Consider the following 13,655-nt stretch of genomic DNA (forward strand, 5'->3'; position numbering starts at 1 on the left):
CCTCCCTGGAATGCGAAACCCTAAAGATCGAGGACAAGTCGCGCGGATTTCGCGCGGCTGACACAAATCTGCATGACCTTTCCCGATGCCTTCTCGGCATCCGACAGCACGACGTCGCGGTGATCGGGCGTACCGCTGATCACATCCGTCTGGCAGATGCCGCAGTCGCCGCGCTGACAGTCATACATGACGTCGAGGCCGGCATCTTCCAGTGCCTGGATGATGGTCTGGTCCGGGGCTACGGTCACAACCTGTCCCGTGCTGTGTACCTCCACCTCGAATGCCGCATCGCCGGACTGCGCCTGGGGGGCAGTGAAGAGTTCAACATGAATGGCCTCTTCCGCCAGTCCGGCTGCGGTCGCGGCAGCGCGTGCGGCATCGATCATTCCCTTCGGGCCGCAGATATAAAGATGCGTTCCGGAGGGCTGGGCTTTCATCAGTGCGGCCAGATCGAGCGGGTCCGTGTCGTCAAGGTAAAAACGGGCGTTGTCACCGAAGGCGTTCTTCAGCTTGTCGGCGAACCCCATCCGCGCAGCCGAACGAGCAGAATAATGCAGCTCGAAAGACCGGTCCTGCGATTTCAGCCGGGTCGCCATCGAAATGAGCGGCGTGATGCCGATGCCGCCGGCCAGAAGCAGGACGTGCGGAACATCTTCGGCAAGCGGGAAGTCGTTCTTCGGTTCGCTGACGGAGATCGATTGACCAGCGCTCAGGGCATGCATGGCCTTGGAGCCGCCCTGGCCGCTCTCTTCCCGCTGAACCGCGACCGTATAGAGGTCATCAGTCTCCGGCCAGTCGATCAGGGAGTACTCCCGTTCGCCCAAAGGACCGAGATCGAATTTGACATGCGCACCGGGCTCATAGCCCGGCAATGACCCGCCGGCTTCCGCCCGAAACCTGAAAACACGAATCTGATCGGTTTCCGGTTCTACACCTTCAAGAACAAGTTTCACCGCAATGCCTCCTCCTGTAAAAAATATGAAATTTCATATAAAATGAGTCAAGCCTCTTTTTTTCCCGATCTGTCCGGGATAAATGACACTTTGAAAACAGGTGCATAGTTGGAGGGGGTGTTGACCCTGACGCCGGAAAAATTCGTTTCTTCTTACCTGCTGTACCTGCTGGCAGCATCAAGCGAAGCGGCAAGCCACCAGTTTCACCTCCGTGTGCGCGAGTTGGGCCTGCGCGTTCCGGAATGGCGGGTTCTTGCCTGCCTTTACGATCAGGACGGACTGATGATCACGCAGTTGGCGAAATACTCCCTTCTGGAGCAATCCAGAATGACGCGTATTGTCGATCAGATGGAAAAGCGAGGTCTGGTCGTGCGCAAGAGCGACAAGGGCGATGGCCGCCGCGTCCGCGTTCACCTGACCGACGCCGGGCAGAAGCTGAGCTCCGAAGTGGTCGAAGAGGCAAGGGAACACGAAAGAACCCTGCTGTCTGCCTTGAACCAATCGGATGCGGACCGGATCAAGCCGTCCCTGGAACGGCTCCTGGCATCCCTCAACAGCTGGAACAGCGCCAACGAATAGGCGTCTGGCGCTGGTTGTTCTTGCTGTGACGGACGACGGCAAAGCACATCAGGATCGCTGACAGTCTCGCGGTTCTTCTTCTTCAGCCTCGCCGGCGCCTTGACGCCAATGGCCGCAATAGCCGTCTTGCCTGGCTGTCATTCTGCCCATTGCCCACTTAACCCACCACAATCGCCTGGCTCTGCGTGCACTGCAGTTCCGGTTGCGGTTGGCTGCTGCGGCACACCAGACCGTTTTATACTTGAGTTGATGGCCGGCTGAACGCTCGGCCCGAACGACAGATGCCGCACTTCCGGTTCCATTCCTGACGAATCCCGCGCACGCCCGGACAATTCCCTGAATGGATCGGCACACCCAGTTCGCTGCAGCTTCTTTTCTGTTGGCTCATTGCCTGCGGGGCCTGCGATGGCGCCTTCCAGTCATGCACCGGGAAGAACAGAGCCCTTGCTTCTAAAAATCATATGTGAATATAGTATTCACATAAGAAATTGGGAGGAGCCATGGAAACGTCATTCGCACCGACGGTCGGGATCGCCAGCACGCTGCCGAAGGATATGCCGGCGGCGCATGCGGCCATCCCGGTCTGGAATTCGGAAAACTGGTTTTACGAAGACTGGCAGCCGGGGCATTGCATACGTTCCCTGCGTCGGACGATCGCTGAAGGCGAAAGCCACCTCTTCAACACGCTGGTCGTCGACATTCACCCTTATGTGCAGGACCAGATGTTCGCAGAAACGGAAGGGGTCTTCGGCAAGAGACTGGTTGCCGGAGCGTTCGTCTTCTCCGCAGGCCTCGGCCTTGTCGCGACCAACTGCGTCAACGCGTTTTCCTATGGCTACGACAAGCTGCGCTTCATCAAGCCGGTCTTCATTGGCGACACGATCTATACGGTCCGGACAAACCTCGACAAGAAGCCGAAATACGAAGAGATGGGCCTCATTCGGGCGTCCTACGAAGTCTTCAAGGGGGCAGGGGAACTCGTCCTCTACTGCGAGCATCTGCAAACCGTGAAATACCGCAATCCGGCCGCCCATGCGGACCGGACAGAACCTGAAAACCGGGCCTGAACCGACATGAACTCCACTTCAGAACTACCGCTCGCCGGGATCACCGTGCTCGACATGAGCCAGTTTCTCTCCGGTCCCTATGCCACTCTGCGCCTGCAGGATCTTGGCGCGCGCGTTATCAAGATCGAACGGCCAGGCTCCGGAGACCTGTCGCGCAGCCTCTATCTGAGCGACACGGAAATCGGCGGGGATTCGACCATCTTTCACGCCATCAACCGCGGCAAGGAAAGCCTCGCCGTCGACCTGAAGAAGCCGGAGGACATAGACCGTCTCAAGCGCCTGATCGCCAAGGCCGACGTGCTGGTCCAGAATTTCCGGCCCGGCGTGATCGAACGGCTGGGCCTCGACTACGAGACCGTACGGGCAATCAATCCGGGTCTGGTCTACGGCTCGATCAGCGGTTACGGGGAAGACGGCCCATGGGTTGCCCGCCCAGGGCAGGATCTGCTTGCCCAGGCCCGTTCGGGCCTCATGTGGCTCAGCGGCAACGATGGTGACGGCCCGGTACCGATGGGGCTTGCCGTCGGCGACATGTTTGCAGGGGCTGCCCTGGCACAGGGCCTTCTTGCAGGCCTCGTCCGGCGCGGTGTTTCCGGCAAGGGCAGCCATGTCCAGACCAGCCTTCTCGAAGCTCTGGTCGACTTTCAGTTCGAGGTTCTGACCACTTATCTCAACGACGGAAGGCGCATGCCGAAACGGTCCGGTTTCCGCAACGCCCATGCCTATCTCTCCGCGCCTTACGGCGTGTATGAGGCAAAGGACGGGTATATTGCGGTTGCAATGACGCCGATCCCGAAACTGCGTGACCTGATGGAACTGGAAGCTCTCGAGCCTTATTGCGGCGATCCGGCGGTCTGGTTTTCCGAACGCGAGACGATCAAGAAGCTGATCGCAGGCGCGATAGCCGAACGAACGGTCGACGACTGGATGTCCGTTTTCGAACCCGCCGACATCTGGTGTGCGCCGGTGCTCGACTGGGACAGCCTGCTGGAAAGCGAAGGGTTCAACGGTCTGGACCTGCTGCAGCGCGTCGAGCGTGAAGACAATGTCTCGATCCTGACAACCCGTTCCCCGTTGAGAGTGAACGGCGCCCGTCCGAAAATCGCCCGGGCTGCACCGCGCGTCGGCGAACACACGGCCGCGATCGAAAAGGAGTTCGGCCTGTGAGCACCGTTCGCCTGAAAGGCATGACCTGGAGCCATCCGCGCGGCTACGAGCCCATGGTTGCCTGCTCGAAGCTCTGGGAAGAGCAGACGGGTGTCGGGATCGACTGGGACAAGCGCTCGCTTCAGGACTTCGAATCCTACCCGGTCGAAGATCTCGCGCGCCAGTATGATCTGATCGTCATCGACCATCCGCACGTTGGTGAAATCACCACGCAGAACTGTCTTGCTCCACTCGACAGTCACGGGGACCCGCAAAACCGGCAGGCCGTCGCAAATGGCAGTGTCGGCGGTTCTTATGAAAGCTATTTCTGGGAGGGTCACCAGTGGGCCTATCCGATCGACGCCGCCGCACAGATCCAGGCCTATCGGGCAGACCTCGTCGGCGCGGCACCCACACGCTTCGACGAAGTCCTTGAACTGGCGGAAGCGGGCAAGGTGCTGATCCCGATGCGCCCGCCCCACTCGCTGATGACCTTCTTCACCCTGTCGGCAAACCTTGGAACACCCTGCACGACGACAGGACCGGGCGAGCTTGTTTCGATTGAGAACGGCGCACCGGTCTATGAGCTGATCTCGCGCCTGATGCGGCACGTTCCTGACCGGTGCTATGGCATGGATCCGATCGCGATCTTTGAGGAGATGTGCAAGACGGACAGCCCGATTGCCTGTGTTCCCCTGATCTACGGGTATGTCAACTACGGTATCGAAGGCTTCAGGCCGAAACGCCTGTCCTTTGCCGATATCCCTACTGCCGGCGACAACGGCCCGACGGGCTCCGCACTTGGCGGCACCGGCATTGCCGTTTCCGCGTTTTCGAACCATGTCTCGAAGGCTGCGGACTTCGCTCTCTGGATCGCAAGCGGATTAGTGCAGAGCGGGCCTTTTGCAGCTGCCGGAGGCCAGCCTGGTCATGCGGACGGCTGGTCTGACGAGACCGTCAATGAAGCGACAAACGGCTTTTACCGCAACACCCGCCGGACCCTGGACAACGCCTGGGTCCGTCCGCGCCACAAGGGCTACATGGCATTTCAGGCAGCGGCTTCAGAACGGCTGAACCTGGGCCTGCAAGGTGGTGAGACAGCGCAATCCGTCATCGGCGACATCAATGCGCTTTTCGCCGGGAGTTTTGAGTAAGCCCTTCCAAAACAATGCGTCTGCGGACAACCGTCCAAACGCGCCTCCAATCACATTGGGGGCGCGGTTCAGTTGGTCAAAGCTGCCAGATACGGTTTGCGTTTCCAGACAGCAGCTTTGTACGTTCATCCTCGCTGACGCCTTCCAGCAAGGCGTGGGTCGCAGCAACCCATGCCAGCAAGCCGCCACCGAGCGTGCAGACCGGCCAGTCACTGCCCCAGACAACACGGTCCCAGCCGAATGCCTGAATGGTGTGCTCGGCCCATGGGCGCAGGGTCTCGGCAATCCAGCTTTCAGGATCGGCATAGGCAACGATCCCGGAGATCTTGGCGCAGACATTGGGGCGTTTTGCGAGTTCCGTAACCCGCTCCTGCCAGGGCTGGCGTTCGTCGGCGGCGATATCCGGTACACCGCAATGGTCCAGTATGAAGGTGACGTCGGGAGCCAGATCGACAAGCTCCATTGCCCGCTCAAGCTGGCGGGGCAGGACGCAGAGGTCGAAGGAGAAGCGCGTGCCGCCAAGGCGCTTCAGGTTTTCCCGAAATAAAGGCTGATCAGACAACTCGTCCGGCATGACGTGCAACACACGCCGGAAACCCTTCACAAGCTCATTTGCCTGCTGCCGCTCCAGATAGGCAGCAAAGCTTTCCTTCTCGGGACGGCAGGATGCAATTGCCCCCGTGATGAGGCTGTCCGGCCGGTTTGCCAGAGTGCCGACATATCCTGTCTCAGCTTCGATGAGGGGTTCAGCGACATCCACCTCCATATGAAGCGTGGTCGAAATGCCTGCGCGCCGCGCATCACGGGCATAGGTCTCATATGTCCAGTCCCGATTGAGCGGTTCGACACCCGCCAGCCACGGATACTCCAGAGCCGACCGGTCTATGACATGAAGATGGGTGTCGACGATCATGCTGCTCCTCCTCGCAAATAGCCGGGTAATCCTTCCACAGGAAAATAGATTATTCAAATAAGAATTTATTCGGCCGATTTGCCGTCCGTTCCGGTCAGTTCCGACAACTGTCGCGCGGTCCTGGTCAGAAGTTCCAGCGTCCCGGTGATGTCGGGGGCCTGCGGGGTGTTCACCAGCGTGATGAAAGGAACAGTCAGTGCCGCGATGGCCCGTCCGTCCGGGCTCAGGATCGGAGCGGACAGGTTGTAGACACCGGCAGTCTGGAGGCTCGGCATCATTTCGTAGCCACGTTCCGAAATCTGGTCGAGCCGGTCGAAGAACTCCTTCTCGACGGTCGGATGTTCGGTGCTGCGGGAATATTCGTTGATCATCATCAGACGCTCCTCTTGCGGCCTGAAGGCCAGAAGAACGTGACCGGATCCGGTGTCATAGAGCGAAATATTCGAGCCGACGCGGATTGAAATCCCCCAGTAGCTCGGCGCCTCCTGCTGCGCGACGACGACAACCGATCCACGGTCGAAGACGGAGAGCTGGTTTGCCTGGAGCGTCTTTTCCGCAAGGTCGCGCATGAAGGGCGTTGCAAAGGAAACGAGACGGCGGACCGGCGCATGGGACTGCGCCAGACCGAAGAGCTTGAGTGTCAGCGAGTAGCGGTCACCGTCGATCCTTGTGACGTAACCCCGACGCACCAACCGGTCCAGCATGCGGTAGAATTCGTTGGGGCTGCGGCCGAGATGCTTGGCGATCTCCGCCTGGGTCAATCCGCCGTCAATGCCTGCAAGAAGTTCAAGAATATCGAGCCCCTTGTCGAGGGCGGGCGCCCGGTATCGATCCTCTTCCTGTTCCATACTTTTCTCCATGAAGTGCAATATTCATATACGCACACCCTGCTCGAAAAACAAACAAGAATGCGCCGGAGTAGCTTGACCATAAATGAAGAGCATGTTTGTATATAAATGAACCACTCATTAGTGAGTTGTTTGGGCGGGCACCCGCCTTCTTTGAAAGTCTCGGGAGGAGGCTCATGAAAAATCTACTGGCCGGCGCGTCCGCCGGCGTTATCGCTCTTTTTGCCGTTGGCTCTGCGCTCGCGCAGGATCTGCCGGGCAAGTTTGACGGGGTCACGATCGATGCCAAGCTGATCGGTGGCCAGCAGTACGAAAAGCTCTACGCGCGCATCGGCGAATGGGAGGCGGCGACGGGGGCCAAGGTCAACGTCATCTCCAAGAAGAACCACTTCGACCTCGACAAGGAGATCAAGTCGGACATCGCCGTGGGTGCGTTGAACTGGTGTGTGGGTTCGAACCACTCATCCTTCGCGCCCCAGTATCCGGGCATCTACACCGACCTTGCAGCACTGCTGCCGAAGGACGAAATCGACGCCTTCGTCGATGCCAACATCTCCGCCTCGACGCTTGACGGAAAACTGGTGATGCTGCCGCGCGCCCAGTTCGATGTTTCCGCGCTCTACTACCAGAAGAGCCTTTATGCGGACGAAGACAACAAGGCGAAGTTCAAGGAAAAATTCGGCTATGACCTGACGCCGCCGGACACCTGGCAGCAGGTGACCGATCAGGCCGAGTTCTTCGCCAATCCGCCGGACTTCTACGGCACGCAATTTGCCGGCAAGGAAGAGGCCATCAACGGCCGTTTCTATGAAATGCTGCGCGCGGAAGGTGGCGAATACCTGGATGCAGATGGCAAGCCTGCATTCAATTCGGAAGCCGGTGTGCGTGCGCTCAACTGGTTCGTAGATCTCTACAAAGCGAAAGCCGTTCCCGCCGGTACGACCAACTACCTCTGGGACGACCTCGGCCAGGGCTTTGCCTCCGGCACGGTTGCCATCAACCTGGACTGGCCGGGCTGGGCCGGCTTCTTCAACGACCCGGGTGCTTCCAAGGTGGCCGGCGATGTCGGTGTCGTTGCACCGCCCAAGGGGTCCTCGGGTGCCCGGACCGGATGGTCGGGACATCACGGTTTCTCCGTCACCGAAAACTGCGAGAACAAGGAAGCCGCAGCTTCCCTCGTCTGGTTCCTGACCAACGAGGACAGCCAGAAGCAGGAAGCAGCCGGTGGACCGTTGCCGACGCGCGACGCCGTCTGGGACTGGGTGATCGCGGAAGCCTCCGACGACCCGTTCCGCAAGGAAGTTCTGCAGGCCTTCCAGGAAGCCGCCAAAGGCGCTTACCCGGTTCCTCAGTCTCCGTCCTGGATCGAGATCTCCAACGCGGTCTACCCGCAGCTGCAGGCTGCCATCCTCGGCGACAAGACGCCCCAGCAGGCACTTGACGATGCAGCGGCCGAGGCCACCGAAATCCTGCAGGATGCCGGAGAGCTCTAAGCTCGCTCAAGGACAGGCGCGGCCCTGCCGCGCCTGATCCCGCCGGGTTTCCCGCGCGCGACATTCGCGGGTCGGCTAGCTCCTTTCGTAAAACGATATGAGGATAGAATGAGAGGCTGGAAGCCCGCGCCGCATGTGCTTCTGCTGCTGCCGGCGTTTATCGTCCTGGCGGCAGTGGTGGTCGTGCCACTCCTGTTGTCACTGTATTCAAGTTTCACGCCGTTCCGCCTGACCCGGCCGGACACGATCTATACGTTCATCGGCTTCCGCAACTACGTGCGGCTTCTGACGGACATGGATTTCTGGGTCGCCTTCGGCCGCACGGTGCTGCTGCTGACCTTCGCGCTCAACCTGGAAATGCTGCTCGGCCTGGGCCTGGCGCTGCTTGTTGAAAAGGCCACACGCGGACAGCGGATCTTGCGCACCATCATGATGTTTCCCATGATGTTCTCGCCGGTTCTGGTCGGCTTCCAGTTCAAGTTCATGTTCAACGACAACATCGGTGTCGTGAACAACGCCCTGCAATCGCTCGGGCTCACGGATATCGCCATTCCCTGGCTGATCGACGGACAGCTTGCCTTCATTTCCATCCTGATTGCGGAAATCTGGTCGTCCACTGCGGTCTTCGCGATCTTCATTCTGGCGGGCCTGATGGCCATGCCGCGCGAGCCGCTGGAAGCGGCCAAGGTGGACGGTTGCACCTCGTGGCAGAGCTTCCGCTATGTGACCTGGCCGTTCATCATGCCCTTTGCCTATATCGCCATGACCATCCGTTCGCTCGACATCGCGCGCGCCTATGACATCGTCAAGATCATGACCGATGGCGGCCCTGCCGGGCGTACCGAGATCCTCTGGACGATGATTGCCCGTACCGCCTATTCCGACGCGCGCATGGGGCTGGCCAACGCCATGGCCTACATCGCCATTCTTCTTTCAATCCTGTTCACGGCGCTGTTCTTCCGGCAACTCGCGAAGGCCCGCCAGCAGATCGGCGCGGAGTGGTGATCATGGACGAGAATACCGCACATCGCCTCAAGGGCCGTTTCCTGAAGGCCGGCCACCTGATCGGACTGTTCCTCGCCATGACGATCATCTGTCTGCCGGGGGTCTGGATCGTTCTTTCCTCGCTCCGCCCGACAGTCGAGATCATGGCCAAACCGCCGGTCTGGATCCCGCGCGAGCTGTCGTTCGATGCCTATGTGGCAATGTTCTCCGGCGTTGGCCAAGGCGGCATTCCGGTGCTGGAGTATTTCCGCAATTCACTGATCATCTCGGTCACCTCGACCGTGATCGCCCTGGCGGTCGGCATGGCCGGTGGTTACGCGTTTGCGCGCTACCGCTTCCGCGGCAAGTCGGCCATTTTCCTCGGCTTCATGCTCACGCGGACCGTGCCAGGGATCGCGCTGTCACTGCCGCTGTTCTTCGTCTATGCCAAGATCGGCATCATCGACACCCACTTCGGACTGATCCTTGCCTATGTGGCACTCAACGTGCCCTTCACGGTCTGGCTGATCGATGGTTTCTTCCGCCAGGTCCCCCGGGATCTTGCGGAAGCGGCCCAGATCGACGGCTGCACCCGGTGGCAAGCCTTCTGGCAGGTTGAATTTCCGTTGGCGCGTTCAGGCATCGCCTCCGCCGGTATCTTCGCCTTCCTGATTTCCTGGAACGAATTCGCGCTGGCATCCCAGCTCACCCGGTCGACCAATTCCAAGACGCTACCGGTCGGTCTGCTGGATTACACCGCCGAATTCACCATCGACTGGCGGGGCATGTGCGCGCTGGCCGTGGTCATGATCATTCCGGCACTCACCCTGACATTCATCGTACAAAAACACCTCGTCTCCGGCCTCACCTCCGGCGCAGTGAAGGGATAGACATGGCTACCGTCTCTTTGAAAAACCTGGTCAAGAAATACGGGCAACTGGAGGTGGTTCATTCCATCAACCTTGAGGTCAAGGACCGGGAGTTCATCGCGCTGGTCGGCCCGTCCGGCTGTGGCAAGTCGACCTCGCTCCGCATGATCGCCGGGCTGGAGGACATCTCGGGTGGCGAAATCCACATCGGCGACCGGGTGGTCAATGACCTGCCGCCGCGCCAACGCAACATCTCCATGGTCTTCCAGTCCTATGCGCTCTACCCGCATATGACGGTTGCAGAGAACATGGGATTTTCGCTCAAGATCGCCGGAAAATCTCAGGCAGAGATCGATGCGGCGGTCGCGGAAGCGGCGCGCACGCTCAGCCTCGAGGCCCTTCTGGAACGACGGCCGTCCCAACTTTCCGGCGGCCAGCGCCAGCGTGTTGCCATGGGCCGCGCCATCGTGCGCAATCCGGATGTGTTCCTGTTCGACGAACCGCTTTCCAACCTTGATGCCAAGCTGCGCATGCAGATGCGCACGGAGATCAAGAAACTGCATTCCAAGGTCCAGTCGACGGTCATCTACGTGACCCACGACCAGGTGGAAGCCATGACCCTGTCCGACCGTATCGTGATCATGCGCGACGGCCATATCGAACAGGTCGGCACGCCGGAGGAAGTCTTCCAGCGCCCAAGGACCCGCTTTGTCGCCGGGTTCATCGGTTCGCCGACCATGAACCTGCGCGAAGCGGTCATCGACGATGGCAAGCTCGCCTTCGCAAATGGCGCCAGCCTTCCGCTGCCGATGCAATTCCGGAACGCGGTCAGCGTCGGCCAGAAGGTCGTGTTCGGACTGAGACCGGACGATTTGTATCCGGCGGGACATGGCCTGCATTCCGGCGAGGCCCATGACGTGCACACGACGCAGGTGCCTGTCTCGATCACCGAACCGCTCGGCAACGAGACCCTGGTCTTTGCGGAGTTCGCTGGTGAGGACTGGATTGCGCGCATGCTCAACCCGAAGGCGCTGCACACCGGTGACAAGATCGATCTCAGTTTCGACCTCAGCCAGGCACATCTCTTCGATGCCGCCACCGAACAGACCTTGAGGAGCTGAACGCATGGCACGGATTGAAAAAGTCGAACTGCGCATGGTCGACCTGGTTCCGAAGGTCAAGCGAACCGATGCGATCCAGAGTTTCGTCAGCCAGGAAACACCGATCGTCACGATTACCGATGCGGACGGTGCGACGGGCACAGGCTACAGCTATACGATCGGCACCGGTGGATCGTCGGTCATGCGGCTTCTTGCGGACCATCTCGCCCCGGTTCTGATCGGCCGTGACGCAGACATGATCGAGGGCATCTGGCACGAACTGGAGTTCTTCACCCACGCCACCACGATCGGCGCCATTTCCTCCATTGCGCTTGCCGCCATCGACACGGCCCTCTGGGACCTGCGCGCGCGCAAGATGGGGCTGCCGCTCTGGAAGCTGGCGGGTGGAGCCAAGGACCGTTGCCCGCTGTATACGACCGAAGGCGGCTGGCTGCATATCGAAACCGAAGCCCTGGTCGAGGATGCTCTTGCGGCCAAGGCAAAGGGCTTTACCGGATCGAAGGTCAAGATCGGCCGCCCGCATGTCTCCGAGGACTACGAGCGGCTTGCCGCCGTGCGTGCCGCCGTCGGTGACGGCTATGAGATCATGACCGACTGCAATCAGGGCTTCACCGTCGATGAAGCCATCCGGCGCGCCGACCGCCTGCGGGACCTGGACCTTGCCTGGTTCGAGGAACCGCTACCCGCCGACGACATCGGTGGCCATGTGCGCCTGTCGCAGAGAACCTCTACGCCGGTCGCTGTCGGCGAGTCGCTCTATTCGATCCGGCATTTCCGGGAATACATGCAGGCCGGAGCGTGCTCTGTGGTGCAGGTCGATGCCGGACGGATCGGCGGCATCACCCCCTGGCTGAAGGTCGCTCATGCTGCAGAAGCCTTCGACATGCCGATCTGTCCGCACTTCCTGATGGAGCTGCACGTCAGCCTGACCTGTGCCGTGCAGAACGGCAAATACGTCGAGTACATTCCGCAGCTCGACGAGCTGACCAATAGCCGCATGACAATTGAAAACGGCCATGCGCTCGCACCCGTCGAACCGGGCATCGGCATCGATTGGGACTGGGACGCGGTGCGCGGAAAGAGCATTCCCGAGTTCACCAGCACAATTACCCGGCAGGAGGCGTAGGTCATGCAGCGCATGGGCATGGTGATCGGTCTCGAGCCGGGGAAAGTCACCGAATACAAGCGGCTGCACGCCGCGGTCTGGCCGGAGATCCTCGACATGATCTCCAAATGCAACATCCGGAATTATTCCATCTTCCTGAAGGAGCCGGAAAATCTGCTCTTCGGCTACTGGGAATATCATGGCACGGACTTTGAGGCCGACGCGGCGAAGATGGCCGCCGATCCGAAAACGCAGGAATGGTGGGACGTCTGCATGCCCTGCCAGAAGCCGCTAGACACCCGAAAGGACGGCGAGTGGTGGGCGATGATGGAAGAGGTCTTCCATCATGACTGAAGCTTTCGATCCGGCCAGCCTTTCCCAGGACTGGCCAAGGCCCGCCAATCCACGCCCCATCGTGACTTTCGGCGCAGGCTCCATCGTCGGTGATGCCCATTTCCCCGCTTACAGGAAAGGCGGCTTTCCGATTGCGGGACTTTATGACCCGGATGCCGGCAAAGCGCAGGCTCTGGCGGATCAATGGGGCATCAAGGCCTTTGCCAGCGCGGAGGAAGCAGCCAGTGTGCCGGGTGCGGTCTTCGACCTTGCCACTCCGCCACAGGTGCATGCCGATGTCCTCGGCCTGCTACCGGAAGGGGCCCCGGTGCTGATCCAGAAGCCCATGGGCAGCGACCTGGACCAGGCAACGGATATTCTCAGGATCTGCCGCGAGCGCAAACTGATCGCCGCCGTCAACTTCCAGCTCCGCTTCGCACCGATGATGCTCGCCCTCAAGGACGCCATCGCCAAGGGCTGGCTTGGAGAAGTTGTCGATTTCGATGCCTGGCTGGCTCTCGCCACGCCCTGGGAGCTCTGGGCCTTCTTGAAAGGACTGCCCCGGATCGAGATCACCATGCATTCGATCCATTATCTCGACTTGATCCGGCAGGTGCTTGGGGACCCGAAAGGCGTGCACGCGAAATCGCTCGGCCATCCGTCCCATGAAATGGCCCAGACCCGCACCAGCGCCATCCTCGACTACGGCGACAAGGTGCGTTGTGCGCTCTCCATCAATCACGATCACAAGTTCGGCCGCCGGCACCAGGCTTGCGAGTTCCGAGTGTGTGGCACGGAAGGCGCTGCCTATCTGCAGCTCGGTGTCAATCTCGACTATCCACACGGCGAACCGGACATCCTGGAGATCCGCCCCAAGGGTGGAGACGAGTGGATCCCCGTCCCCCTGAAAGGGGCCTGGTTCCCGGACGCTTTCGTCGGCCGCATGGCAAATCTCCAGCGCTTTGCGTCCGGCGAGGACGCCGAGCTGGTGAGTTCGGTCGAAGACGCCTGGAACACGATGGCTCTGGTGGAAGCGGCCTATGCCTCCTCCACGTCCCCTGCAACTCCACTCGCACAAAGACCATAAGTC

14 protein-coding genes are annotated in these 13,655 nt (G+C 60.3%); 11 read left to right on the top strand and 3 right to left on the bottom strand.

The window, feature by feature from the left end; all coding sequences use genetic code 11:
- Positions 1 to 20: 20 nt before the first annotated feature.
- Positions 21 to 953 carry a PDR/VanB family oxidoreductase gene (locus HCG46_RS23745; RefSeq protein ID WP_168687611.1) on the bottom strand — a complete coding sequence of 311 codons (933 nt, stop codon included), beginning with the start codon at positions 951 to 953 and terminating at the stop codon, positions 21 to 23.
- 117 nt (positions 954 to 1,070) lie between these two features.
- On the opposite strand from HCG46_RS23745, the gene HCG46_RS23750 reads away from it, so the two are divergent.
- From HCG46_RS23750 to HCG46_RS23765, 4 genes are all read left to right on the top strand, one after another.
- Entirely contained in the window at positions 1,071 to 1,532 is a 462-nt protein-coding gene (locus HCG46_RS23750; RefSeq protein WP_286133830.1) for a MarR family transcriptional regulator, read from the top strand.
- A 500-nt stretch (positions 1,533 to 2,032) separates the two neighbouring features.
- Positions 2,033 to 2,599: a MaoC family dehydratase gene (locus HCG46_RS23755; RefSeq protein WP_168687612.1), complete on the top strand. Its 567-nt coding sequence runs from the start codon at positions 2,033 to 2,035 to the stop codon at positions 2,597 to 2,599.
- A gap of 6 nt (positions 2,600 to 2,605) precedes the next feature.
- On the top strand, positions 2,606 to 3,766 hold the full coding sequence (locus HCG46_RS23760; RefSeq protein WP_168687613.1) for a CaiB/BaiF CoA-transferase family protein: 1,161 nt from the start codon (positions 2,606 to 2,608) through the stop codon (positions 3,764 to 3,766).
- On the top strand, positions 3,763 to 4,899 hold the full coding sequence (locus HCG46_RS23765; protein WP_168687614.1) for a carbohydrate ABC transporter substrate-binding protein: 1,137 nt from the start codon (positions 3,763 to 3,765) through the stop codon (positions 4,897 to 4,899). Before HCG46_RS23760 ends, HCG46_RS23765 begins: the two co-directional genes overlap by 4 nt.
- Before the next feature lie 76 nt (positions 4,900 to 4,975).
- Here the strand turns inward: HCG46_RS23765 and HCG46_RS23770 are convergent, their stop codons facing one another.
- Both HCG46_RS23770 and HCG46_RS23775 read right to left on the bottom strand, forming a co-directional pair.
- Complete coding sequence (locus HCG46_RS23770) at positions 4,976 to 5,812, bottom strand: amidohydrolase (RefSeq protein WP_168687615.1); 837 nt, start codon at positions 5,810 to 5,812, stop codon at positions 4,976 to 4,978.
- Between the two features lie 65 nt (positions 5,813 to 5,877).
- On the bottom strand, positions 5,878 to 6,660 hold the full coding sequence (locus HCG46_RS23775) for an IclR family transcriptional regulator (RefSeq protein ID WP_023001321.1): 783 nt from the start codon (positions 6,658 to 6,660) through the stop codon (positions 5,878 to 5,880).
- 176 nt (positions 6,661 to 6,836) lie between these two features.
- Between HCG46_RS23775 and HCG46_RS23780 the strand changes: the two genes are divergently transcribed.
- From HCG46_RS23780 to HCG46_RS23810, 7 genes are all read left to right on the top strand, one after another.
- Positions 6,837 to 8,153 (top strand): sugar ABC transporter substrate-binding protein, encoded by a 1,317-nt coding sequence (locus tag HCG46_RS23780; protein WP_152507924.1) that lies wholly within the window; start codon positions 6,837 to 6,839, stop codon positions 8,151 to 8,153.
- 108 nt (positions 8,154 to 8,261) lie between these two features.
- Positions 8,262 to 9,158, top strand: a complete 897-nt coding sequence (locus tag HCG46_RS23785; RefSeq protein ID WP_023001323.1) for a sugar ABC transporter permease — start codon at positions 8,262 to 8,264, stop codon at positions 9,156 to 9,158.
- Between the two features lie 2 nt (positions 9,159 to 9,160).
- Positions 9,161 to 10,027 (top strand): carbohydrate ABC transporter permease, encoded by an 867-nt coding sequence (locus tag HCG46_RS23790; protein ID WP_031269448.1) that lies wholly within the window; start codon positions 9,161 to 9,163, stop codon positions 10,025 to 10,027.
- Between the two features lie 2 nt (positions 10,028 to 10,029).
- Positions 10,030 to 11,127, top strand: coding sequence for a sn-glycerol-3-phosphate ABC transporter ATP-binding protein UgpC (ugpC, locus tag HCG46_RS23795; protein WP_023001325.1), 1,098 nt, complete (start codon positions 10,030 to 10,032; stop codon positions 11,125 to 11,127).
- Between the two features lie 4 nt (positions 11,128 to 11,131).
- The gene (locus tag HCG46_RS23800) at positions 11,132 to 12,253 is read left to right on the top strand and encodes a mandelate racemase/muconate lactonizing enzyme family protein (protein WP_023001326.1); all 1,122 of its coding nucleotides are present in this window, start codon (positions 11,132 to 11,134) and stop codon (positions 12,251 to 12,253) included.
- A 3-nt stretch (positions 12,254 to 12,256) separates the two neighbouring features.
- On the top strand, positions 12,257 to 12,586 hold the full coding sequence (locus HCG46_RS23805; protein WP_168687616.1) for an L-rhamnose mutarotase: 330 nt from the start codon (positions 12,257 to 12,259) through the stop codon (positions 12,584 to 12,586).
- On the top strand, positions 12,579 to 13,652 hold the full coding sequence (locus tag HCG46_RS23810) for a Gfo/Idh/MocA family oxidoreductase (protein WP_168687617.1): 1,074 nt from the start codon (positions 12,579 to 12,581) through the stop codon (positions 13,650 to 13,652). The genes HCG46_RS23805 and HCG46_RS23810 overlap by 8 nt, the downstream gene beginning before the upstream one ends.
- Positions 13,653 to 13,655 lie beyond the last annotated feature (3 nt).

It is taken from the genome of Labrenzia sp. PO1 (genome assembly GCF_012273635.1).
GTDB classification, from domain to species: domain Bacteria; phylum Pseudomonadota; class Alphaproteobacteria; order Rhizobiales; family Stappiaceae; genus Roseibium; species Roseibium algicola.

Excerpts from the sequence above, each read along its gene's own strand:
- HCG46_RS23760 (WP_168687613.1), top strand. The coding sequence starts at position 2,606 with ATGAACTCCACTTCAGAACTACCGCTCGCCGGGATCACCGTGCTCGAC.
- HCG46_RS23780 (WP_152507924.1), top strand. The coding sequence starts at position 6,837 with ATGAAAAATCTACTGGCCGGCGCGTCCGCCGGCGTTATCGCTCTTTTT.
- HCG46_RS23805 (WP_168687616.1), top strand. The coding sequence starts at position 12,257 with ATGCAGCGCATGGGCATGGTGATCGGTCTCGAGCCGGGGAAAGTCACC.
- HCG46_RS23810 (WP_168687617.1), top strand. The coding sequence starts at position 12,579 with ATGACTGAAGCTTTCGATCCGGCCAGCCTTTCCCAGGACTGGCCAAGG.
- HCG46_RS23775 (WP_023001321.1), bottom strand. The coding sequence starts at position 6,660 with ATGGAACAGGAAGAGGATCGATACCGGGCGCCCGCCCTCGACAAGGGG.
- HCG46_RS23755 (WP_168687612.1), top strand. The coding sequence starts at position 2,033 with ATGGAAACGTCATTCGCACCGACGGTCGGGATCGCCAGCACGCTGCCG.
- HCG46_RS23800 (WP_023001326.1), top strand. The coding sequence starts at position 11,132 with ATGGCACGGATTGAAAAAGTCGAACTGCGCATGGTCGACCTGGTTCCG.
- HCG46_RS23785 (WP_023001323.1), top strand. The coding sequence starts at position 8,262 with ATGAGAGGCTGGAAGCCCGCGCCGCATGTGCTTCTGCTGCTGCCGGCG.
- ugpC (WP_023001325.1), top strand. The coding sequence starts at position 10,030 with ATGGCTACCGTCTCTTTGAAAAACCTGGTCAAGAAATACGGGCAACTG.
- HCG46_RS23790 (WP_031269448.1), top strand. The coding sequence starts at position 9,161 with ATGGACGAGAATACCGCACATCGCCTCAAGGGCCGTTTCCTGAAGGCC.
- HCG46_RS23770 (WP_168687615.1), bottom strand. The coding sequence starts at position 5,812 with ATGATCGTCGACACCCATCTTCATGTCATAGACCGGTCGGCTCTGGAG.